Raw genomic sequence first — 20,108 nt, 5'->3', positions numbered from 1 at the left:
GCGACCGCCTGGGTGCCGTTGCCCTTGTAGAACCATTCCGGCTGCACGCCGGTCTCGCCGGGCGCAGGCTTGCCGTTCTCCAGACCCATGCGGAACATCTTCATGGAGTCGGTGAGCGTCTCCTCGGCAGCCTCCGTCGTCTTCCTGTGCATGGAATCGCGGGTGGCGGCGGAGCCGAGATGGGTGAGGCCGGTGCCGGTCAGGTGCAGGTGGGCGGGATCGGGATGGGTGATCGGCGCAAGCAGCCGGCCGGCGGCATAGGCGGCTTCGAGGTCGACTGTATCGCCAAGGCCCTTCTCCTCGATGACGGCCGCAAGCGAGCGGCCACTATTCGCCGCCTCCAGGGCGAGCGCGTGGACGCTTCCCGCCCCCCTGACGGCGCGTGCCGGGCCGCCCTCCTCGCGCACCGCCACCGTGATCGAGCCGTCGGGATTGGAAATCTGGGAGATGAGCATGTCGTTCCTCAAAAGCCTTGCTGGAGCCTGTTCCAGGATTCGTCGATGTGAAACCGCATGGCCGCTTCCGCCGCGTCGGGATCGCGCGCCACCAGCGCGTCGACGATCGCCTGATGCTCCTTCAGCGCGCTTTCCGTGACCCAGGAATGGAAATAGAGCCGGAATATGTGGACATGCGAGTGAAGGCGGGAAAGCGCCTCGAAGATGAGCTCGTTTCCCCCACCCTCGGCGATGCGCGCGTGGAACTCGTCGTCATGCAGCGCGAACCGGCCGTAGTTGATGCGCTTGGCGTCGGCCACTTCCTTCTGCATGTCGGCGGCGAAGCGGACGAGGCTTTCCAGTTGCGCGTCGTCCATGTTCACGGCCGCGTTCCGCGCCGCGGCAGGCTCCAGCAGCGAGCGGACCTCGTAGAGCTTGCGGAACTGCTCGCGATCGAGCTGCGGGGTCGCGTGATAGCCGATCAGATGCGTCTTGCTGACGAGGCCGTGGGATTCGAGCCGGGTGAGCGCCTCGCGGATGGGCGTCTGCGATATGCCGAACTGGCGGGCCAGTTCGTCGACCGTGATGCGCGCGCCCGGCGGCAGCTTCAGCGAGATCAGTTGCTCCAGGATGAGGTTGTAGGCCTCATCCGCCAGCCGCCGAGCCCGGGTCACCGGAGCCTGCTCCGCCTCGTCGGGTCCTTCTGTCCGTTTCCGGCCGCGCGTCATGGCACGCCCTCCCCCATGCAATTCCAGTGCTCCTGCAACCTGCCCAAAGACATACTGACACGCCGCAGACGGCGCCACCGCAAAATGCGACGGCGCCGCGCTCGTCTACCAGCTTACGGCCGTATATTTGGTCTCGATATATTCCATGATCCCGTGATGGCCGCCCTCGCGGCCGATACCGCTCGCCTTCATGCCGCCGAACGGTGCCGCCGGATCCGAGACGAGCCCGCGGTTGAGGCCCACCATGCCGCTCTGCAGGCGGGAGGAAAGCCGGAGCCCGCGCCTGAGATTGCCGGTGTAGAGATAGGAGATGAGGCCGTATTCCGTGGCGTTGGCGGCGGCGATGGCCGCCTCCTCGTCGGAAAACGACGCGAGCGGAGCGATAGGCCCGAAGATCTCCTCCTGCATCATCCTTGCCTCGGGCGGCACGTCGCGCAGAACCGTCGGCGCATAGAAATAGCCGGTGCGGTTCAGCCTGTGCCCGCCCGTCAGCACCTTCGCACCGCGCGCCACCGCGTCCTGCACGAGATCGTCGATCCGCTCGACCGCCGCCGGATTGACGAGCGGCCCGCATTGCGTCTCGGGCAGCACGCCGTCGTCGACCGTGAGCGCGGCCATGCGGGCGGCGAAGGCGTCGGCGAAGCGGTCGTAAAGCGCCTCGTGGACATAGAACCGGTTGGCGGCGGTGCAGGCCTCGCCGCCGTTGCGCATCTTGGCGAGCATCGCCCCGTCGAGCGCGGCCTCCAGGTCGGCATCCTCGAAGACGAGAAAGGGCGCGTTGCCGCCGAGCTCCATCGAGCAGCTGATGACCTGGTGCGAGGCCTCGCGCAGCAGCACGCGGCCGACCTCGGTGGAACCGGTGAAGGACAGTTTTCGCACGCGCGGGTCGCGCAGGACGGCACCCATGACCTTGCCGGTGCTGCGCGTCGTCACGACGTTGACGACGCCGGCCGGCACGCCGGCCTGACCAAGGATTTCCGCCACGGCGAGCGCGGTGAGCGGCGTCTCGGTCGCCGGCTTGAGGATGCAGGTGCAGCCGGCCGCCAGCGCCGGCGCGATCTTACGGGTCGCCATCGCCGCCGGAAAGTTCCACGGCGTGATCAGGAGGGCGATGCCGATCGGCTCGTGCTGGACCATGATGTTGTACGCGCCGGAAGGCGACGGGCCGAGGTCGCCCGCCAGCCGGACGGCCTCCTCCGCATACCAGCGGAAGAACTCCGCCGCATAGGCGACCTCGCCCTTCGCGTCGGAAAGCGCCTTGCCGTTTTCCGTCGAGATCACGGCGGCGAGGAAATCCGCCCGCTCCGTCATCAGCTCGAAGGCGCGGCGCAGGATCTCCGCGCGCCGGCGCGGCGCGGTCGCCGCCCAGTCCTTCGCGGCGGCGGCCGCGGCGTCGACGGCGGCGATGCCGTCCTCCACCGAGGCATTGGCGACGGAGGCGACGACGGCCTCGGTCGAGGGATCGAGGACGTCGATGTCCTCGCCGCCCCGTCCGTCGCGCCAGTCCCCGCCGATCAGCAGGCGGGTCGGCAGCGTGTCGAGGGCGAGCGGGCGGGGTTTCGATACAGTGTTCATGATCTTCATCCGTAAGGTGGGTCTGTCGGAAAGCGGCTAGGAAAGAAGCGCGGGGTCGCCGTGATGGGCGGCCCGCAGGATGGCCTTCATGTCCTCGACGCCGAGCGGCACGGGGTTGTTGTGGACGAGCCGGGCGGCGGTCATCGCCTGTTCGGCGGCCCAGTCGATCTTCTCTTCCTCGAAGCCGAGCTCGGCGAGCGTGCGGGGGATGCCGACGGCCGCGAACAGGGAGGCGACCGCGCCGATGCCGGCCTCGGCCATCGCCGCCGTGTCATCCTCGGGCGGCACGCCCATGGCCGCGGCGATCCGGGCATAGTCGTCCCGGCAGGCGGGCAGGTTGTAGCGCATGACATAGGGCATCAGCGCCGCCACGCCGATGCCGTGCGCGGTGTGGGTCAGCGCGCCGACGGGATATTGCAGGGCGTGCGCGGCGGCGTTACCGGCATTGGCGAAGGCGTGGCCCGCCAGCATGGCGCCGTACATCAGCCGGGCGCGCAGGTCGAGCCGGCTCCCGTCCGCCACGGCGCCCTCCAGCGCGCCGGAAATCAGCCGGATCGCCTCCAGCGCATGATGGTCGCTGATGATGTTCTTGCCGACGAAGACGCGCTCCAGGGGGAGGTTCGCCCCCTCGTCGCGGCGGATGGCGGTGAAGGACTCGATGCCGTGCGTCAGCGCGTCGGCGCCGGCGACGGCCGTCAGCGACGGCGGGCAGGTGAGCGTCAGTTCCGGATCGCAGATGGCGACGGCCGGGATCAGCCGCGGATCGGAGATACCGACCTTGAGCGTCTTGTCGGGATCGGACAGGACGGCGACCGGCGTCACCTCGGACCCCGTCCCGGACGTCGTCGGCACCGCGATTACCGGCAGGACGGCGCCCGGCACCTTGAACTCGCCGTAATAATCCTGCGGGCGGCCGCCGTGGGTGTAGACGAGGGCCGTCGCCTTGGCGAGGTCGAGGCAGCTTCCGCCGCCGATCGCCACGATGCTGTCGGGCCTTGCGGCGCGCGCCTCGGCCACCGCCTCGTCGATGCAGCCGAGCGGCAGGTCGGCGATGGTGCGGCCGAACACCGCGACATGGACGCCGGCCGCTTCGACATCCTCCACCATGGCGCGGAAGACCGGGTCGCCGGCCAGCCGCTCGTCGGTGCATATGAGGGCCCGGTTCCCGAAGCTCGCGACCACGCGCCCCAGCATGGCCCGCTGGCCGGCGCCGAAATAGACCGCATTCGGGCTGCGGAAGGTTCCAAACATCTAGCTCTCCAATGATGAATCGGCGAGGTCGCGCAGTCGCGACCAGATCGCGTCGGGGATTTCGAGGCCGCGCGCCAGGTTGCGGGCGCGGCGCTGGCGGGACCGGTCGCCGGGCACGGTGACGGCCTCTCCCTCGCGGATCGGCGGGCAGGCGCGCACCGCGTCGAGATAGGCCGAGAGCGCCGAGGCGCTCCGCCCGTGCGGCTCCAGGACGACGATCACGTCGCCCTTCGTGGCCGGGAAGGTGGAATCGAGCGTCCCCGTGACGTCGGTGCCCAGCGCCGAGGCGGTGAGGCTCGCGACGAGGAGCTCGAAGCCGAGCGCGAGCCCGTATCCCTTCGCGTCGCCGAAGGGGGCGATGGCGCCGTCGCGGGCGGCGGCGGCGTCCGTGGTCGGGTTGCCCTCCGCATCCAGCGCCCAGCCCGGCTCCAGCGGCTGGCCGCGATTGGCATAGTCGTGCACCTTGCCCATGGAGATCACGCCGGTCGCCATGTCGAGGACGAAGGGCTCCGGCTCGACCGGCACGCCGATGGCGATCGGGTTCGTGCCGATCATCGCCTTGCGCCCGCCCCAGGGATGCACCAGCGCCTCGCTGGTGGAGAGCACGATGGCGAGCTGGCCGCCGCGGGCGATCTCCTCGGCATACCAGCCGATGGCGCCGAGATGGCCGCTGTTGCGGATGGCGGCGACGGCGACCCCAAGCCGCTTCGCGCGCTTGCGCACAGGCTCGATCGCCGCGCAGGCCACCACCGGCCCGAAGCCGCCCTCGCCGTCCACGTCGAGCAGAGCCTCGCCGCGCCAGGCGTGCCGGCCGGTGGCGCGCGGATCGGCCACGCCGTTGCGCACCCGCTCGACGATGCGGGGCAGGCGCAGCAGCCCGTGGGAGGGAAGGCCGCGCAGCTCCGCCTCCAGCAGAACTTCCGCCTGCAGCTCCGCATGGACCTGCGGCGTCCCGACATTGCCGAGCACGCCGAGCGCGACCGACCGGGCCTCGTCTAGTTCGACCAGCATGGCCTGTCTCCCTGATATCGACGGAAAATCGCCATCGTCATGCCCAGCGCAGCAGGCGGGCGAAGCCGCGCTCGACGAGCCACGTGCTGATCGCCGCATAGACGATGATGACGACGGCGGTGAGGAACATGCGGTCGAGATAGCCGAACGCCTCCGAGGCGACGACGATGCGGCCGAGCCCGGATTGCGCGCCGAGATATTCGGCGCCGAGTGCGGCCGCCCAGCCGACGCCGACCGCGATGACCGCCGCGGAGCGGACCTCCGGCAGGATGGCCGGGACGGTCACCGTGTAGAAGGTGCGCAGCTTCGAGGCGCCGAGCGTGCGCGCGTTGTCACGGTAGATCTGCGGCACGCGGGGCACCGCGTTGATGACCGAGGTGAAGATGATGACGCCGACGCCGTAGGCGATGAAGACGACCATGCCGAAATCGGCAATCCCGAACCAGAGCTGGAAGAGCGGGATCATGGCGAGCAGCGGCAAGGCCCGGATGAAGCGCAGCGGCGCGCCGACGAAGCGGTTCGACCATTCGGACAGGGACAAGAGCAGGCCGAGCGCGAAGCCGATGCCGCCGCCGATGACGAAGCCGAGCGCGAGCCTCCTGAACGTGTCCAGCGAATTGAACAGCAGCGACAGGAACGCCACGCCGTAGCTCGGCGGCGTGCCGGCGCTGGCGGCGGGAATGCCGAAGCCGCCCTCCCAGAAGTTGGACAGCGACAGGAAGGTGCGCGTGACGACGACCTGCCAGCCGGGCACCATCGGCACGCCCGGCACGATCTCCATCGGGAACAGCACCGACATCAGCTGCCAGACGAGGGCGAGCGCGAGAAGCGCGGCCACGCCGACCCGCCGGTCGTTGAAGGAGCGGGAGCCGTTCATGCCGTGCCTCCCGACGGACGCAGGCCGATATGCTCCAGCATCGTGCGCTTGTGCGCGACGACGGCGGGCTGGAGCAGGCTTTCCGTGTTGCGCGGCCGCGGGCTGTCGATGGAAAGATCGGCGGCGATGTGGCCGGCCTTGAAGACGAGGACGCGGTCGGCGAGCAGCAGCGCCTCGTCGATGTCATGGGTGACGAAGACGACGGTACGGTGCTGCTCGTCCTCGCTCCACAGCGACAGCAGCACGTCGTAGAGCTGGTGCTTCGTGACATAGTCGAGGGCGCCGAAGGGCTCGTCGAGCAGGAGCACGCGGGAGCCGTTGGCGAAGACGGTGGCGATCGCCACGCGCTTCAGCATGCCGCCCGACAGCTCGCGCGGCCAGGATTCCTCCAGGCCTTCGAGCCCGACATGGGCAAGATAGCGCCGCGCGAGCGCCCGGCGCTCCGCCGCCGGCACGCCGCGGCATTTCAGGCCGTATTCGATGTTCTGGATGACGGTCATCCAGGGAAAGACGCTGTCTTTCTGGAACACCACGCCGCGGTCCGGCCCGGGGCCGGTCACCTTGCGGCCGTCGACCTCGATTTCGCCCTCGCTCGGCGCCAGCAGGCCGGCGATCATCTGCAGCATGGTGGTCTTGCCGCAGCCGGACGGTCCGACCAGGCAGACGAATTCGCCGCGCGGGATCGTCAGCGACATGTTGTCGGCCGCGATCACCTCGCCGCCGCCGGTGCGCTGGAAGCGCCGCGTGACATTATGGACGGCGATCGCGGTCCGGTCGTTCGTTTCATTCATGGTCGTTGCCTCCGGCACGGTTCCAGGCGGTGACGCGGCTGATGACGAGCGCCATGAGGGCATCGATCGCGGCCGCCACGACCCCGAGGAGAAGGAGCACGCAGAAGATCGCCTTCACGTCGACGGAGTTGGCGAGCGACTGGATGACCTTGCCTGCCCCGCGCTGCGAGCCGATCAGCTCGGAGATCGCCGCGAGGCCCCAGGCGCCGGCGAGCGCGATCCTGAGCCCGCCGAGGATCTCCGGCAGGGTGCCCGGAACCATGATGTCCCAGAAGAGGCGGCGGTCGTCGGCGCCCAGCGTCTGCGCATATTGCTCGTAGACGGGCGAGAGGTTGTAGAGGGCGCGCTGCGAATAGGCATAGACGATGGTCGCCACGTAGATGGCGACGATCGCCACCGCGCTGAAGCGGCTGATGCCGAACCAGAGCAGCAGGAAGGGCGCGGCGATGAAGATCGGGATCGTGCCCAGCGTCAGGAAGATCGGGTCGAGCGCCGAGCGCAGCAGCCGCCGGCGCGCCGTCAAGAGGCCGAAGGCGATGCCGGCGGCCCCGCCGGCGATCATCGACATGCTGACATTGCCCGCCGTGTAGAGGATCGCGTCGAGGTAGCCCGCGTCGGCGATGCCGTAGTGGCGGAAGGTCGGGGCCGAGATGAAATTCTTGGCCATCTCGTTTGCGACCGTGAGCGGCGACGGCACGACGCGGCCGAAATGGACCGACATGGCCTGCCAGACGCCCAGCATCGCGACGACGCCGCACAGTCCGACGACGTCCACGCGCGGCCGCCAGCGGACCGGGCGGGGGGAGGACGACGGCGTCGTCCTCCGGGCTGTTACCGTAGCATTCATGGAACGACTTCCTCGAAGGCCGGCCTATTCACTGGCCGCCAGCGCGAAGCGATAGGCGTCGAGATAGTTGAACCAGGCGAAGTGCTGCTCCGCCGAGGCCAGGAGTTCGGCCTGCTCGGGCGTGGGAGACCCCGCCTTGACCTTCTCGATCAGGTCGCTCGCCTTGTCGCGGTAGGACTTCGCCAGTTCCCAGATCGGTCGGTTCCAGGCGAAGGTGTCCGTGGTGATCTTGCCGGCGGGGATCACGCCGCTCTTCTCCAGGTCGGCGATGATGGCGTCGTAGACCGGCGTGATGTTGGTCGGCGAGTTGGCGTCCGCATACCAGGGCTCGCTGCCGTCGAAGCCGATATAGGGATGGAGCTTCGCCACCATGTCGGTGATCTCGGCACCGGTCAGGCTGGTGCCGGCCACGCTGTTGAGATAGGGCGCCTGCAGATCGAAGAGGCCCGGGTCCTTCTCCAGCGCGTCGATGGTGCGCCAGACGACCGACAGGAAACGAAGGACGGTGTTCGGGTTTTCGTTGACGAAGTTGCCGTTGGCGGCGATGCCGGTGCTGTTGACCAGCGCGACGATCGGCGAATCCGCGCCGCGCGGGCCGTGGGTCAGGAGGTCGTCGAGGGTGATGAGCGGCGTCCAGCCGGCCTTGAGCAGGCTGTAGACGATCGGCGCGCCGTTCGGGTGCACGAAATCCGCGCGGCCGGACATGGCGAGCACCACCGACTTCGAATCCTCGAGCGCCTGCAGGCTCCACTCGACGCCGGCGAGGTCGGCGGCGGTGTTCTCGAACGGGCGGGCCGTGGCGTCCGGCGGACCGACCAGCGTCTTGCCGTTGATCGGCGCCAGCGCGAGCTTGATCGCCTCGTCGAAGGACTTGCCCTCGCCGACATAGTCGCGGAACGACTTCAGGCCGAGCTTGGGATTGGCGAGGATGGACGCCGAGACGATGTTGTCGATGAAGGCGATGCACTTCAGCTCGTTGGTGTCGGTATAGGTGGGCATCATGCCCACGCACCAGTTGCTCGAGATGTCGACCTGGCCGTTGAGCAGCAGCGGGATGGTGTTCGTCTCGTTGAGCGCGATGCCGTTCGGCTCCGGCAGGATGTTGATGCCGACGTCCTTGAACCATCCCTTCTGGATGGCGATGATATAAAACGTGTTGTCGGCATAGGGCTTCATGCCGAACTTGACGTCGGCGGACGGGATCTCCACGCCGGCCTCCGGTTCGCCCGGCTTGAACGAATCCAGCTCCGACTGCGCAAGGGCCGGCTGGGCGGCCAGGAGCGCGCCCATCAGGCCGGCGACGGCGGTCGCCTTCAGTTTCTTCAGTATCGTCACGGTTGGTTCCCCTTTTCGGTTGCGGTTATGCAGCCTCGCCTCGTTTCCTCACTCGGCGATGATCTTGTAGTTGTGCGGCTGACGGTGCTTCTCGAAGTTGAAGATGTGGTCGCGGATCTCCCGGTTGCGGGCAAAGTCGCAGGTGGCGGTGATCACCTCGTCGTCGATGGTATTGGTCAGCGCGACGATCTCGCCGGTCGGCGCGACGATGCAGCTGTGGGCGACGAGCAGCCAGCCTTCCTCCACGCCCGCCTTCGCCGCGGCCGCGACCCACATGCCGTTCTGGTAGGCGCCGGCCTGCACGCTCAGCAGGTGATGGAAGGAGGTCAGGTGGGAATGCTGCGGCGTGCGCGGCTCTAGCATCGGCGTATTGTAGCCGAGGCAGACGAGCTCCGCGCCGTTGAGGCCGAGCACCCGCCAGGTCTCCGGCCAGCGCCGGTCGTTGCAGATGCACATGCCGACCTTGTTGCCGTCCAGCTCGTAGACCGGGAAGCCGAGGTCGCCGTTCTCGAAATAGCGCTTCTCGAGGTTCTGGAACGGCCGGTCCGGCTCGTGGTCGGCGTGGCCCGGCAGATGGATCTTGCGGTACTTGCCGACCACCTTGCCGCGGCCGTCGACAAGGATCGACGTGTTGAAGCGGCGCTTGCGGCCGTTTTCGACGGCAAGCTCGGCATAGCCGATGTAGAAGCCGACGCCGAGCTCGGCCGCAAGGTCGAAGAGCGGCTGGACGGAGGGGTTCGGCATCTCCGCCTCGTAGTAGGAATCCAGCTCCGCCTCGTCCGTGATGTACCAGCGCGGGAAGAAGGAGGTGAGCGCCGCCTCCGGGAAGACGATGAACTCGGCACCGCGGGATTTCGCCTCGCGCATCATCTCCATCAGGCGGTTGACGATGCTCGCACGGCTGTCGGCCCGCTGGATGGGACCCAATTGACCGACGGCAAGATTCAGTTTTCTGGACATTTTCCCTCTCATCACTGGACAGGCGCCGCGAGGCGCAAGGTTCCCTCGGGCGGATGTCGCGGCCCATGCCGCGCCCCCGCCTCGTGCCGGACGCGGCGCCGCCGTGGAGCGGTTCGCCATGTCCGAATTCGTTTGTCGGACCGGATGCTACAGCGGTCTTCCGCAAATGCAATATCAAATACGATATCGTATCGGATTTTATTTTTTCGATTGCTCCGCCGTACGTATGGGCGCGGGTTCCCGTTGGCCCGCCGGAAAACCGGCGGCCCGGATATCGCGAATTGAAATGTCGAGGATGCCGACCCTCAGGCTTTTGCCCGCGCGGACGATCGCTTGGTCCGATGCCGCAGCGCCGCGCCGCCAATCGCGGCGCGGGCCGTCGCCGCTTCGCCTACGCGCGCACCTTGGCCACGCAGTCGACCTCGAACATGATCCCGTGCAACTGGCAGCCGATCGTCGTGCGGGCCGGCAGGGTGCCGCCGAAATTCTTCTCGAAAATGGCGTTGAAGCTGTCGAAGTTGGTGAGGTCCGCCAGATAGGCGTTCAGCTTGATGACCTCCGTCATGGCGCTGTTCGCGCCGTCGAGGATGAAGGCGAGGTTGTCCAGCGCCTGCTGGACCTGCGCGTCGAAGCTCTCGGGGAGACGCCCGGTGCGGGGGTCCTTCGGCCCCTGCCCCGACACGTAGACCAGCCCGTCGGACACGACGGCGTGGGCATAGGCCCCTGCGCGCGGCGGCGCGCCTTCCAGCAGCAATCTCTGGGTCATTCGATTACCTCCCTCAATCCATCAAAAGAACGTCTTCACGGCGCCGATCACGTTCTGGTCCCGGTCGACGAGAGCCAGGACGTCCCATTTGTCGAAGGTCGTGCACGGATGGGATATGCCGAGCTGCACCATCATCCCCGGCCGCAGGGGGCTGTCCTGCGGGCACCGCACGCAGGCATGCTGGTCGTAGAGCATCGTGGTCTCGTGCGCGCCTTCCAGCGGCAGGATGGCGCCCGACCGGCTGCCGTCCACGTAGCTGAGGACGCGCGGCAGGTGCGCGTCGTAGGAGACGTCGCGCCGTCCGACGTTGAGATAGAGCACGTCGTCGGCCGGGCGCGACTGCACCATGGCCCAGACCGTGAGCGCCTGGCGCGGCCGGATCTGAAGCGCGGCGAGCTCGGGAGACCGCTCGATCGCCCGGGCCACCTGCTCGGCATACATGACGGCGTCGTGCGCGATGTAGCAGCCGCTGCGCAGCACGACGCGCGACGGCGAGCCGAAACGGGCCTCCGTGAGCGTCCGCGCCACGAGGTCGAAGAAGCCGGACCCGCCCGCCGTCAGCAGGATCTCCCGGCCGCCGAAGAGGCCGCGCGCCTCGATTTGCCGGGCGGTCTCGTTCATGAGCTCCAGGAACGCCACGATGCGCGCCTCGATCTCACCCGTGTCCTTGCCGCGGATGCTGCCCTCGAACCCTTCGATGCCGACGATGACGGCGGCGTCCGGCATGGCCTTGACGCGCTGCGCGAGTGCGAGCGCCTCCTCCATCGTGCGGCAGCCGGTGCGCCCGTCCGGATGCCCCATCTCAATCAGCACCTGGAACGGACGATGCCCCCTCCGGCCCTTCGCGGTCCGCTCGATGAGATCGACGCCCTCGGCGGAATCGATCAGGAAGTAGAAGTCGAAGGCCGGATCCTGCACCTGCGCGTCGGCGACGTAGGCGAGGAAGTTCGGATCGAGGATCTGGTTGGCGAGGAAGATGCGCGAGACGCCGTAGTGCCGGCCCACCGCCACCTGGTGCTGGGTCGACAGGGTGATGCCCCAGCAGCCGTCCTCGAGCTGCCGGTGGAACAGCTGCGGCGCCATGGTCGTCTTGCCGTGCGGGCAGAGCGACACGCCGTAGTGCTTCGTGACCGCGGCGATCCAGCGGCTGTTGTGCGTCAGAGCGTCCATGTCGAGCACCGCAAGCGGCAGCGGCAGGTCGTGACGCAGGAGGTTCCAGCCCTTGCCGCCGACCTCCGCGAGCGGCGTGGACGCGAGCGCGCCCGGCATTCCCTTTGTACGGCCGTCGACCGTGACGTCGGTGAGCGCGGCAAGCGGGCTTGCGGCGGCGATGGGATAGGATTGCGTCATGTCTGTCTTCCCGAATTCCGAGTGGTTTCTGGCTGCCGCCGGCACGGCCCGCCCGTCTCCCGCACGCATGGCGCCCGGGATTGCGCGGCCGGCCGGACTGGCCCCTGCCTAGTCCGGCTGATACTGGGCCATGCTGCCGATGTAGGTCTTCTTCAGCGGATGGGCGTAGCCGCCGAGCCGGCTCGTGGTGACGCCGAGGCCGATCAGGCCCTCGAGGACCTTGACGCCGGCCGTCACGCCGTCGATCACCGGGACGCCCACCTCCTTGTGGATCGCCGCGACCAGATCCGCCATCCCGGCGCAACCGAGCACGATGCAGTCGGACCCGTCCTCGGCGATCGCCCGGCGGCATTCCTCGAAGATCACCGACTGGGCGTCCGAGCCCTCCACCTCCAGGTCGAGGACGGCGAGGCTGGTCGTGCGGACCTTGCGGCACTTGTGGTCCATGCCGTAGGCGCGGGCCAGGTGCTCCAGGATGATACGGCTGCGGTGCAGCGTGGCGACGACGGTGAAGCCGCCGCTAATATAGGAGGCGGTGTGCATGGCCGCCTCGGCGATGCCGACGACCGGCCCCTTGGCGATCTCGCGCGCGGCGGCCAGTCCCGGATCGTCGAAGCAGGCGATGAGGTAGCCGTCGAAGCCCTCCTCCTCGCCGCGGCGAACCTCGTCGATGACGCCGATGGCGCTGATCGCCTCGTCATAGTGCCCCTCGATCGAGACCGGGCCCATGCGCGGGCTGACGGCGACCACCTCGGTGCCGGGTGCGGCGACGGATGCGGCCGCCTCGCCGATCTTCGCCGTCATCGACAGGGTCGTATTCGGATTGATGACCTTGATCTTCATGTCTGTCTCCTCGCACGCGCAAGAGCGGTGCCTTTTCCAATCGATCCGGCTCACGCGCCGAGGACGGTTCCCGAAACCGGGTCGAAGGGTGTGACGAAGCGCCCGAGCGGCCTGATCTCCTCGTAGGGCCCGCGCGCCAGGAACCGTCCGTGGCCCGCCTTGCCCTTGATCTCGCCGTTCTCGCAGACGATCTCGCCGCGCGAGAGGGTGATCTCCGGCCAGCCGGTGACCTCGACGCCCTCGAAGATCGTATAGTCCATCTGGTGGTGGAGCATGTCGTTGCGGATCGTCACCTTCTTGTCCGGATTCCAGATGGCGATATCCGCGTCGGCGCCGACGGCGATCGTTCCCTTCTGCGGATGGATGCCGAACAGCCGGGCGGGATTGGTCGAGGTGAGCGCGACGAAGGTCTGGAGATCGATGCGCCCCTTCTTCACCCCTTCCGAGAACAGGATGGGCAGGCGGGTGGCGAGGCCCGGCACGCCGTTGGGAATGGTGCTGAACGGCGCGTTCACGCCGCCGACCTTCTTGCCGTGCGGGTCGTCGAAGCGGTTCGGCGCATGGTCCGACGAGACGACGCCGAGCGTGCCGTTGGCGAGATAGGTCCAGAGCGCCGCCTGGTCTTCCTTCGTACGCGGCGCCGGGCTGCACAGGAACTTCGCGCCCTCGAAATCCGGCCGGTCGAGGTCGGCCTCGGTCAGCATCAGGTATTGCGGGCAGGTCTCGCCGAAGATCTTCAGGCCGCGGCCCTGCGCCCGGCGGATCTCCTCGGCGGCCTCGGCCCCCGAGACGTGAAAAATCTGGATCGGCGTGTCGAGCAGCTCGGCGAGCGCGATGATGCGGTGGCACGCCTCGCGCTCCACCACCATGGGCTTCGCCCAGGAATGGTATTTCGTCCCGGTCAGCCCGGCGCGCTCCAGCGCCTCGGTCAGGAACATGATCGCCGAGTGGTTCTCCGCATGCACCGTGACGAGCGCGCCGCAGCGCCGCGCCAGCGCCAGCACCTTCAGCGTCTCGGCGTCGTCCAGCACGACGTTGTTGTAGGTGAGGAAGATCTTCAGCGAGCGGTGCCCCTCATCGATCAGGCCCGGCAGCTCGGCGAGCACCGCCTCGGACGGGTCGGAGATCACCAGGTGGAACGAGTAGTCGATCAGCGCCTGCTCGGCCTTCTTGTGGTAGGCGCGCAGGTTCTCGGTGACCGTGCCGCCCTTCGTCTGGCCGGAGAAGGAGATGACGGTCGTCGTGCCGCCGGCCGCCGCCGAGGCCGTGCCGGAGGCGAAGCTGTCGGCGTTGCGGACCTGCCCCACCTGCGGCTCCTCGATATGGCAATGGCTGTCGACGCCGCCCGGCAGTACCAGGCGGCCCGTGGCGTCGATCTCGCGGCGCGCGGCCCCGAGGTTCTCGCCGAGCGCGACGATCCGGCCGCCGGCAATGCCGACATCCGCCCTGAACACGTCGCTGGCCGTCGCGACCGTGCCGCCGCGTATCACCAAATCCAGTTCGCTCATCTCCGTCTCTCCCTTGTCCGGCCCCCGGGCCGTTGCGTTACGCGTGGACGCCGGCGGACGCCTCCGCGTCGCCGATGCCCAGGTACAGTTTGCGTATCTCTTCGTTCGTGAGCAGGTCGGCGGAGCTGCCTTCCAGCGCGATCCGGCCCGTCGCCAGCGCATAGGCCCGGTTCGAGACCTTGAGCGCCATGCGCGAGTTCTGCTCGACCAGCAGGATGCTGACGCCGTCCTCCTGGTTGACCGACTTGATGACCCGCGCGATCTCCCGGATCATCTGCGGGGCAAGGCCGAGCGAGGGCTCGTCGAGGAGAAGCAGGCGCGGGCGCGCCATCAGCGCCCGGCCGATCGCCACCATCTGCTGCTCGCCGCCCGAAAGCGTGCCCGCCTGCTGGCCCATCCGCTCCTTCAGGCGCGGGAAGCGCACGAAGAGCCGTTCCAGGTCCGAGGCGATGCCCGCCTTGTCGCGGCGCAGGAAGGCGCCCATGAGCAGGTTGTCCTTGACGGTCATGAACGGATAGATATGCCGGCCTTCCGGCACCATCGAGATGCCGCGGGCGACGATCTGGTCCGCGCGCAGGCCGCTGATGGGCGCGCCGTCGAAGCTGATCTGCCCGGCAACCGGGCGCGCGAGGCCGCAGATCGCCCGGAGCGTCGTGGATTTCCCCGCGCCGTTCGCGCCGATCAGCGCGACCACCTCGCCCTTGTCGAGACGGATTGAGACGCCGTTCAGCGCCCGGACCTTGTCGTAGCGGACGTCGATGGCCTCGATGGACAGCAGCGCGCTCATATGCCGAGTTCCTCGTCTTCCTGGCCCAGATAGGCGTCGATCACGTTCTGGTCGTTCTGAATCTCCTGCGGGGTGCCCTCGGCGATCTTCCGCCCGAAATTGAGCACGGCGATCCGGTCGCTGATGCGCATGACCGCGTGCATGTCGTGCTCCACCAGCATCACCGTGATGCCCTGGTCGCGGATGCGGCGCACCATCTGCACGGCCGCGTCCGTCTCCTCCGGGTTCATGCCGGCGAAGGGCTCGTCCAGCATCAGGAGCTTCGGCCGGGCGGCGAGCGCCATGGCGATGCCGAGCGCGCGCAGATAGCCGTGCGGCAGGTTCTTGGCCTGCTCGTGGCGGACATGCTGCAGCTGCAGGAGCTCGAGGATCTCTTCCGCCGCCCGGTTCGCCTCCGCCTCGTCCGCACGCGCCTGCCGCGTGTTGAAGAAGGCGCCGAGGCTGGTCGCCCTGCACTGCAGGTGGAAGGCGGTGCGCACCGTCTCCATCGTCGTCATCTCGCGATAGATCGTCGTCTCCTGGAAGGTGCGCACGACGCCGCGGGCGGCCGCCTGATGGGGCGCCAGCCCGACCAGGCTCTTGCCCTCGAAGACCACGTCGCCGCTCGTCGGGCGGATGAAGGCGCCGATGAGCTTGAACATCGTGCTCTTGCCGGCGCCGTTCGGGCCGATGACGGTGAAGATCTCGCCCGGCTTTACGGAAAAGCTGACGTCGTTCACGGCCACGAGGCCACCGAAGCGGCGCGTCAGGCCCTTCACGTCGAGAAGGCTCGGGGTGGAATTTCTGTCAGGCTTCATTGCGGGTTACCTCGCGCGATGCGCTGCCTCTGCCGCCGAACGTGGGAAGCCGCAGGCTCAGGAGACCGTTGGGAAGCCACATCATGATGCCGATCATGAGCAGCGCGTAGACCAGTTGCTGATACTGCTGGAACTCGTGCAGGAGCTGGAAGGCGATGGTCAGCAGGAACGCCCCGACGATCGGCCCGGCGACATAGGCGAGCCCGCCGAGGAAGCAGTAGAGGGTGAAGGAGATCGAATCCGCCACCACGAAGCTGCCGGGATAGATACTCTGCTGCATCGCCGCGAAGAAGGCGCCGCCGATGCCGCCGAGGAAGCAGCTCACCGAGAAGGCGATCAGGCGGTACTTCGTGATGTTGATGCCGAGGCTCTGTGACAGCTCCTGGCCCTGCTGGAGGGAGGCGAACACGCGGCCGAGGCGGCTCGCCATCAGGCGCCAGACGAGGAGGATGCTGGCGAGCAGGAGGAAGGCCGACAGGAAATAGAACGCCCGGTGCGTGTTGACGCTGGCGAAATCGGGGATGAGGACGAGACCGAACAGGCTGAGCTCGCCCGGCACCGGAATCCCGGTGATGCCGGTGGCGCCGCCCGTCAGCGACCCGCCGTTGAGGATGGCGAGGCGCACCGCCTCCGAGAGGCTGATCGTGATCATCGCGAAATAGACGCCGCGCAGGCGCAGGATGCCAAGGCCGAGCAGCACGCCGACGCCGGCCGACACCAGCCCCGCGACCGGCAGCGCGATCCAGAACGACAGGCCGAGGCGCGTGATGCAGATCGCCGCGACGAAGCCGCCGATCAGCGCGAAGGCCGCCTGCCCGAGGTTGATGCGCCCGATGGTGAAGGTCACCCAGACGCCGAGCGCGATGACGCTGAGCGCGGCGGACATGGAAAAGACGCCGAGCGCATAGGGCGAGCCGGAGAAGACCAGCGGCACCACCACGAGGTAGAGCACCGCGAAGGCGACATAGGCCAGGAGTTTGCTTTTCGTGTCGTTCACAGCAGGGTTCCTCGTTTACGCGTGCAGGGGATCGGCGCTTTCAGCCCCACGGTTTGCCCATGACGCCCTGCGGGCGGATGATCAGGAAGACGATCAGTCCGACGAAGATGATGAGATAGGTCATCGAGCTCGGGATGAAGGCATAGCCGAAGGCCTCGGCGAGCCCCAGGACGAAGGCCCCGATGATGGCGCCCGGGATGACCCCGGCCCCGCCCAGCATGACCATGATGAAGGCCTTGACGGAGATCGAGGTCCCCATGCCGGAGTTCACGGAGAGCACGGTGATCAGCAGCGAGCCGGCAAGGCCCGCGAGGCCCGCGCCGATCATGAAGCCGAGCGCGGAATAGCGCTGGATGTTGACGCCCTGCAGCGCGGTGACCTCGCGGTCCTGGGCGATCGCCCTCAGCGCCCGGCCCGGACGGGTGTAGCGCATGAACAGCATGAAGGCGATGATCGAGGCGAGCGCGATCACGAAGACCAGCGCGCGGCTTGCGGGAATGAACGCGCCGCCGACCTCGAAGACGCCGGAGACGACCGGCGGGATGCCGCGCTGCTTCTCGCCGAAGAACAGCAGGATGAGGCTTTCGAGCAGCGTCGCGGTGCCCGCCGCCAGCAGCATCGAGCTCTCCTCGCGCGCGCTTCGCTGGAGCACGGGGCGGAACAGGAACAGCTCGAACACCAGGCCGACGACGGCGAGGCCAGCGATCGAGGCGAGGATGGCGACGAAATAGGGCAGGCCGAGCGAGGTGCAGACGTAGTAGGTGATGAATCCGCCCAGCACGTACATCTGGCCGTGCGCGAAGTTGAGCACGTTCATGAGCGAGAAGATCATCGTCAGCCCGAGCGCGATCAGGGCATAGTTCATGCCGAGCACGAGGCCGTTCACGAGAGCTTGTTCCATAGTGCCTCTGGTCGAACGAAAGGGTGGCGGTACGCGCAGGCGCCCCGCAGGCTACCGTAAACCGCAGCGGATGCGCCCGAGGCGCACCCGCTGGCATGGATCAGTCAGTTGACGCTGTCGACGACGAGCGTGACGAATTCGCCGTTCTGATATTCGTTGACCACGACCGGCACGGCAAGCTGGCGCTGATGGCCGAACCACTTCTCGCCGACCCAGCGCAGCTTCGGCTCGCCGCCCTTGACGAAGGGGTTCTCCATGTCGAGCTTCGGGATCGCCGCCTTGAAGACCTCGACGTCGTCGATCGCCTTGGCACCGGCGAGCTTCAGCGTCTGGAGGATGGTCTCGAGCGCGTAGATCTTCGTGCCCGCCTCGTCGTTCCACTCGCCGGCGACCTCGGCGTAGGCCTTCATGAAGTCCTCGACATAGGGCGTGCGGATCTCGGGCGTGCTGGCGCCGCCCTGCGAGATGAAGCCGTTGGCCGCGTCTCCCGCCGTTTCCTTGAGCACCGTCGCGTCGTGCGCCGTCTCCGTGCTGATGATGCCGCCGTAGCCGAGCTCGCGCGCGGCACGCAGCAGCTGGCCCGCGTCGGAGGGCGCGACGCCCGAAAGCACGATCATGTCCGGATTGGCGCGCACGAGCGGCGACAGGACCGGGAAATAGTCGCTCGTGCCGGGCTCGTAGGTCGCGTCGGCGGAGACGATCTCGAGGTTCAGTTCCTTGGCCGCGGCCACGCCGGCGTCGCGGTTTCCGAGGCCGTTGAGGTCGTTGCGGGCGATGAAGCTGACGCTCTTGATGCCGCGCTGCTCGACCAGGTACTTGTAGATGATCGGCGACATCTGGTAGCCGGCGATGTTGCCGAGCGCGGTGTTGTCGTTCGGCGACACGAACATTTCACGCGTGTGGCCGTAGGAGATGGCGAAGGCCCCGCCGGCCTTCAGGATCGGCAGGATCGCCTGCGTGGTATCGTCGACATTGGTGCCGATGATGTATTTGATGCCTTCCTGATAGATGAGGCGCTCGGCACCGGCGATTGCCGTGCGCGGGTCGTTGCGGTCGTCGACGCTGACGATCTCGACGCGGTACTTCTCGCCGTCGATCTCCCAGCCGCCGTTGGCGTTGATCATTTTGGCATGGGCTTCCGCCGCATAGCGGTTGACGAGACCCCAGGAGGCGGCCGGGCCGCTCATGACGCCGAGCTGGCCGATCTTGAGGACCTTCTCCTGGGCGCTGACGCTCCCCACTCCCAGAACCGACAGCCCGGAGGCAATCGCAAGGGCTGTCACGACAGTTCTTCTTTTCAGCATTTCTGTACCCTCTCTTTTTCACCAATTCGAAGTATTCCAAGCCTTCAATTCGATGCATTATTTTTCTATTATTGCGCCTTTTCTTTCGACGATCATGCCGTAATGCTGCGGCTCCCGATGCGCGGCGAAGTTGAAGATCGTGTTCTTGTAGGAAATACCCATGTCGAGATCGCAGCGGGCGACGGCGAGCTCGTCGCCCATCGTTACGCATTTGGCGACGATCTCGCCGCTCGGCGCGATGATGACGCTGCCGCCGATCAGCTCGCAGCCCTCCTCGACACCGGCCTTGGCGACGCCGATGACCCAGGTGCCGTTCTGGTAGGCGGCCGACTGCATGACCAGGTGGTTGTGGAAATCGCTGAGGCTGTCGTGCTCGGGCGACGGCGGGTTGTGGCGCGGCGTGTTGTAGCCGACCATCACCATCTCCACGCCCTGGAGCCCCATCACGCGATAGGTCTCCGGCCAGCGGCGGTCGTTGCAGATGCACATGCCCATGAGGCCGCCGAACGCCCGAACCACCGGCCAGCCCATGTCGCCCGTCTCGAAATAGCGCTTCTCGAGATGCTGGAACGGCCGGTAGGGCTCGTGCTCGGCATGGCCCGGCAGGTGGATCTTGCGGTACTTGCCGACGATCTCGCCCTGCTTGTCGACGAGGATGGACGTGTTGAAGTGACGCGTGCGGCCGTCCTGCTCGGTAAGCTCGGCGTAACCGATGTAGAAGCCGACGCCCAGCTCGCGCGCAGCGTCGAACAGCGGCTGCGTCTCGGGCCCCGGCATCGCGCGTTCGAAGAACGTGTCGATCTCGGCCTGATCCTCCATGAACCAGCGCGGGAAGAACGTCGTCAGCGCCAGCTCCGGAAAGACGACGAGATCGCAACCGTGCGTCCTCGCCTGCCGCATCAGTGCGACGAGGCGCTCGACGACCTCGGCCCTCCCCTCGGAGCGGGCGATCGGCCCAAGCTGTGCTGCCCCAACGGTAACGATCCGCGCCATGCGATTTCCTCCCTCGCGATCTCTCGGTGTTGCCTCTGGACAAATCCAATATA

The 20,108-nt window shown here is 67.5% G+C and carries 19 protein-coding genes and 1 pseudogene; all 20 read right to left on the bottom strand.

All coding sequences use genetic code 11. The annotated features are described in order from the left end of the window. Positions 1-455: pseudogene (locus NNZ72_RS20395) on the bottom strand (GguC protein); the annotation flags it as partial. 8 nt (positions 456-463) lie between these two features. Further along, positions 464-1,108, bottom strand: coding sequence for a GntR family transcriptional regulator (locus NNZ72_RS20390; RefSeq protein ID WP_257317417.1), 645 nt, complete (start codon positions 1,106-1,108; stop codon positions 464-466). A gap of 159 nt (positions 1,109-1,267) precedes the next feature. Further along, positions 1,268-2,737, bottom strand: a complete 1,470-nt coding sequence (locus NNZ72_RS20385) for an NAD-dependent succinate-semialdehyde dehydrogenase (RefSeq protein WP_257317416.1) — start codon at positions 2,735-2,737, stop codon at positions 1,268-1,270. A gap of 36 nt (positions 2,738-2,773) precedes the next feature. Then, positions 2,774-3,988 (bottom strand): iron-containing alcohol dehydrogenase, encoded by a 1,215-nt coding sequence (locus NNZ72_RS20380; RefSeq protein WP_257317415.1) that lies wholly within the window; start codon positions 3,986-3,988, stop codon positions 2,774-2,776. Beyond that, entirely contained in the window at positions 3,989-4,999 is a 1,011-nt protein-coding gene (locus tag NNZ72_RS20375; protein ID WP_257317414.1) for an Ldh family oxidoreductase, read from the bottom strand. It lies immediately after the preceding gene. Positions 5,000-5,036: 37 nt separating this feature from the next. Beyond that, complete coding sequence (locus NNZ72_RS20370) at positions 5,037-5,876, bottom strand: ABC transporter permease (protein WP_257317413.1); 840 nt, start codon at positions 5,874-5,876, stop codon at positions 5,037-5,039. Continuing rightward, complete coding sequence (locus tag NNZ72_RS20365) at positions 5,873-6,667, bottom strand: ABC transporter ATP-binding protein (protein WP_257317412.1); 795 nt, start codon at positions 6,665-6,667, stop codon at positions 5,873-5,875. Before NNZ72_RS20365 ends, NNZ72_RS20370 begins: the two co-directional genes overlap by 4 nt. Next, positions 6,660-7,442: an ABC transporter permease gene (locus NNZ72_RS20360; protein WP_257317411.1), complete on the bottom strand. Its 783-nt coding sequence runs from the start codon at positions 7,440-7,442 to the stop codon at positions 6,660-6,662. Before NNZ72_RS20360 ends, NNZ72_RS20365 begins: the two co-directional genes overlap by 8 nt. A 96-nt stretch (positions 7,443-7,538) precedes the next feature. Next, positions 7,539-8,849: an ABC transporter substrate-binding protein gene (locus tag NNZ72_RS20355; RefSeq protein WP_257317410.1), complete on the bottom strand. Its 1,311-nt coding sequence runs from the start codon at positions 8,847-8,849 to the stop codon at positions 7,539-7,541. A gap of 48 nt (positions 8,850-8,897) precedes the next feature. Then, on the bottom strand, positions 8,898-9,809 hold the full coding sequence (locus tag NNZ72_RS20350; protein WP_257317409.1) for an N-carbamoyl-D-amino-acid hydrolase: 912 nt from the start codon (positions 9,807-9,809) through the stop codon (positions 8,898-8,900). A 391-nt stretch (positions 9,810-10,200) separates the two neighbouring features. After that, positions 10,201-10,575, bottom strand: coding sequence for a RidA family protein (locus NNZ72_RS20345; RefSeq protein ID WP_257317407.1), 375 nt, complete (start codon positions 10,573-10,575; stop codon positions 10,201-10,203). A 21-nt stretch (positions 10,576-10,596) separates the two neighbouring features. After that, positions 10,597-11,925 carry an alanine racemase gene (locus NNZ72_RS20340; RefSeq protein ID WP_257317406.1) on the bottom strand — a complete coding sequence of 443 codons (1,329 nt, stop codon included), beginning with the start codon at positions 11,923-11,925 and terminating at the stop codon, positions 10,597-10,599. A 108-nt stretch (positions 11,926-12,033) separates the two neighbouring features. Further along, the gene (locus tag NNZ72_RS20335) at positions 12,034-12,768 is read right to left on the bottom strand and encodes an aspartate/glutamate racemase family protein (RefSeq protein WP_257317405.1); all 735 of its coding nucleotides are present in this window, start codon (positions 12,766-12,768) and stop codon (positions 12,034-12,036) included. Between the two features lie 50 nt (positions 12,769-12,818). Beyond that, positions 12,819-14,276, bottom strand: coding sequence for a dihydropyrimidinase (gene hydA / locus NNZ72_RS20330; protein WP_257317403.1), 1,458 nt, complete (start codon positions 14,274-14,276; stop codon positions 12,819-12,821). Between the two features lie 37 nt (positions 14,277-14,313). Further along, positions 14,314-15,063, bottom strand: a complete 750-nt coding sequence (locus NNZ72_RS20325) for an ABC transporter ATP-binding protein (protein ID WP_257317402.1) — start codon at positions 15,061-15,063, stop codon at positions 14,314-14,316. After that, positions 15,060-15,860, bottom strand: a complete 801-nt coding sequence (locus NNZ72_RS20320; protein ID WP_257317401.1) for an ABC transporter ATP-binding protein — start codon at positions 15,858-15,860, stop codon at positions 15,060-15,062. The genes NNZ72_RS20325 and NNZ72_RS20320 overlap by 4 nt, the downstream gene beginning before the upstream one ends. Further along, entirely contained in the window at positions 15,850-16,857 is a 1,008-nt protein-coding gene (locus NNZ72_RS20315) for a branched-chain amino acid ABC transporter permease (protein WP_257317400.1), read from the bottom strand. The genes NNZ72_RS20320 and NNZ72_RS20315 overlap by 11 nt, the downstream gene beginning before the upstream one ends. Positions 16,858-16,897: 40 nt before the next feature. Further along, positions 16,898-17,758, bottom strand: a complete 861-nt coding sequence (locus NNZ72_RS20310; RefSeq protein WP_257317399.1) for a branched-chain amino acid ABC transporter permease — start codon at positions 17,756-17,758, stop codon at positions 16,898-16,900. A 104-nt stretch (positions 17,759-17,862) separates the two neighbouring features. Then, positions 17,863-19,041 carry an ABC transporter substrate-binding protein gene (locus tag NNZ72_RS20305; protein ID WP_257317398.1) on the bottom strand — a complete coding sequence of 393 codons (1,179 nt, stop codon included), beginning with the start codon at positions 19,039-19,041 and terminating at the stop codon, positions 17,863-17,865. 78 nt (positions 19,042-19,119) lie between these two features. Then, entirely contained in the window at positions 19,120-20,055 is a 936-nt protein-coding gene (locus tag NNZ72_RS20300; RefSeq protein ID WP_257317397.1) for an N-carbamoyl-D-amino-acid hydrolase, read from the bottom strand. Positions 20,056-20,108: the final 53 nt, after the last annotated feature.

Origin of the sequence: Shinella pollutisoli, from assembly GCF_024609765.1 — a bacterium.
Lineage (GTDB): Bacteria > Pseudomonadota > Alphaproteobacteria > Rhizobiales > Rhizobiaceae > Shinella > Shinella pollutisoli.
This window is presented reverse-complemented; position numbering and strand designations above follow the sequence as displayed.

What these genes read in the sequence shown, in the direction of transcription:
- NNZ72_RS20385 (WP_257317416.1), bottom strand. Translation starts at nt 2,737, where the DNA reads ATGAACACTGTATCGAAACCCCGCCCGCTCGCCCTCGACACGCTGCCG.
- NNZ72_RS20380 (WP_257317415.1), bottom strand. Translation starts at nt 3,988, where the DNA reads ATGTTTGGAACCTTCCGCAGCCCGAATGCGGTCTATTTCGGCGCCGGC.
- NNZ72_RS20375 (WP_257317414.1), bottom strand. Translation starts at nt 4,999, where the DNA reads ATGCTGGTCGAACTAGACGAGGCCCGGTCGGTCGCGCTCGGCGTGCTC.
- NNZ72_RS20370 (WP_257317413.1), bottom strand. Translation starts at nt 5,876, where the DNA reads ATGAACGGCTCCCGCTCCTTCAACGACCGGCGGGTCGGCGTGGCCGCG.
- NNZ72_RS20365 (WP_257317412.1), bottom strand. Translation starts at nt 6,667, where the DNA reads ATGAATGAAACGAACGACCGGACCGCGATCGCCGTCCATAATGTCACG.
- NNZ72_RS20350 (WP_257317409.1), bottom strand. Translation starts at nt 9,809, where the DNA reads ATGTCCAGAAAACTGAATCTTGCCGTCGGTCAATTGGGTCCCATCCAG.
- NNZ72_RS20345 (WP_257317407.1), bottom strand. Translation starts at nt 10,575, where the DNA reads ATGACCCAGAGATTGCTGCTGGAAGGCGCGCCGCCGCGCGCAGGGGCC.
- NNZ72_RS20340 (WP_257317406.1), bottom strand. Translation starts at nt 11,925, where the DNA reads ATGACGCAATCCTATCCCATCGCCGCCGCAAGCCCGCTTGCCGCGCTC.
- NNZ72_RS20335 (WP_257317405.1), bottom strand. Translation starts at nt 12,768, where the DNA reads ATGAAGATCAAGGTCATCAATCCGAATACGACCCTGTCGATGACGGCG.
- hydA (WP_257317403.1), bottom strand. Translation starts at nt 14,276, where the DNA reads ATGAGCGAACTGGATTTGGTGATACGCGGCGGCACGGTCGCGACGGCC.
- NNZ72_RS20325 (WP_257317402.1), bottom strand. Translation starts at nt 15,063, where the DNA reads ATGAGCGCGCTGCTGTCCATCGAGGCCATCGACGTCCGCTACGACAAG.
- NNZ72_RS20320 (WP_257317401.1), bottom strand. Translation starts at nt 15,860, where the DNA reads ATGAAGCCTGACAGAAATTCCACCCCGAGCCTTCTCGACGTGAAGGGC.
- NNZ72_RS20310 (WP_257317399.1), bottom strand. Translation starts at nt 17,758, where the DNA reads ATGGAACAAGCTCTCGTGAACGGCCTCGTGCTCGGCATGAACTATGCC.
- NNZ72_RS20300 (WP_257317397.1), bottom strand. Translation starts at nt 20,055, where the DNA reads ATGGCGCGGATCGTTACCGTTGGGGCAGCACAGCTTGGGCCGATCGCC.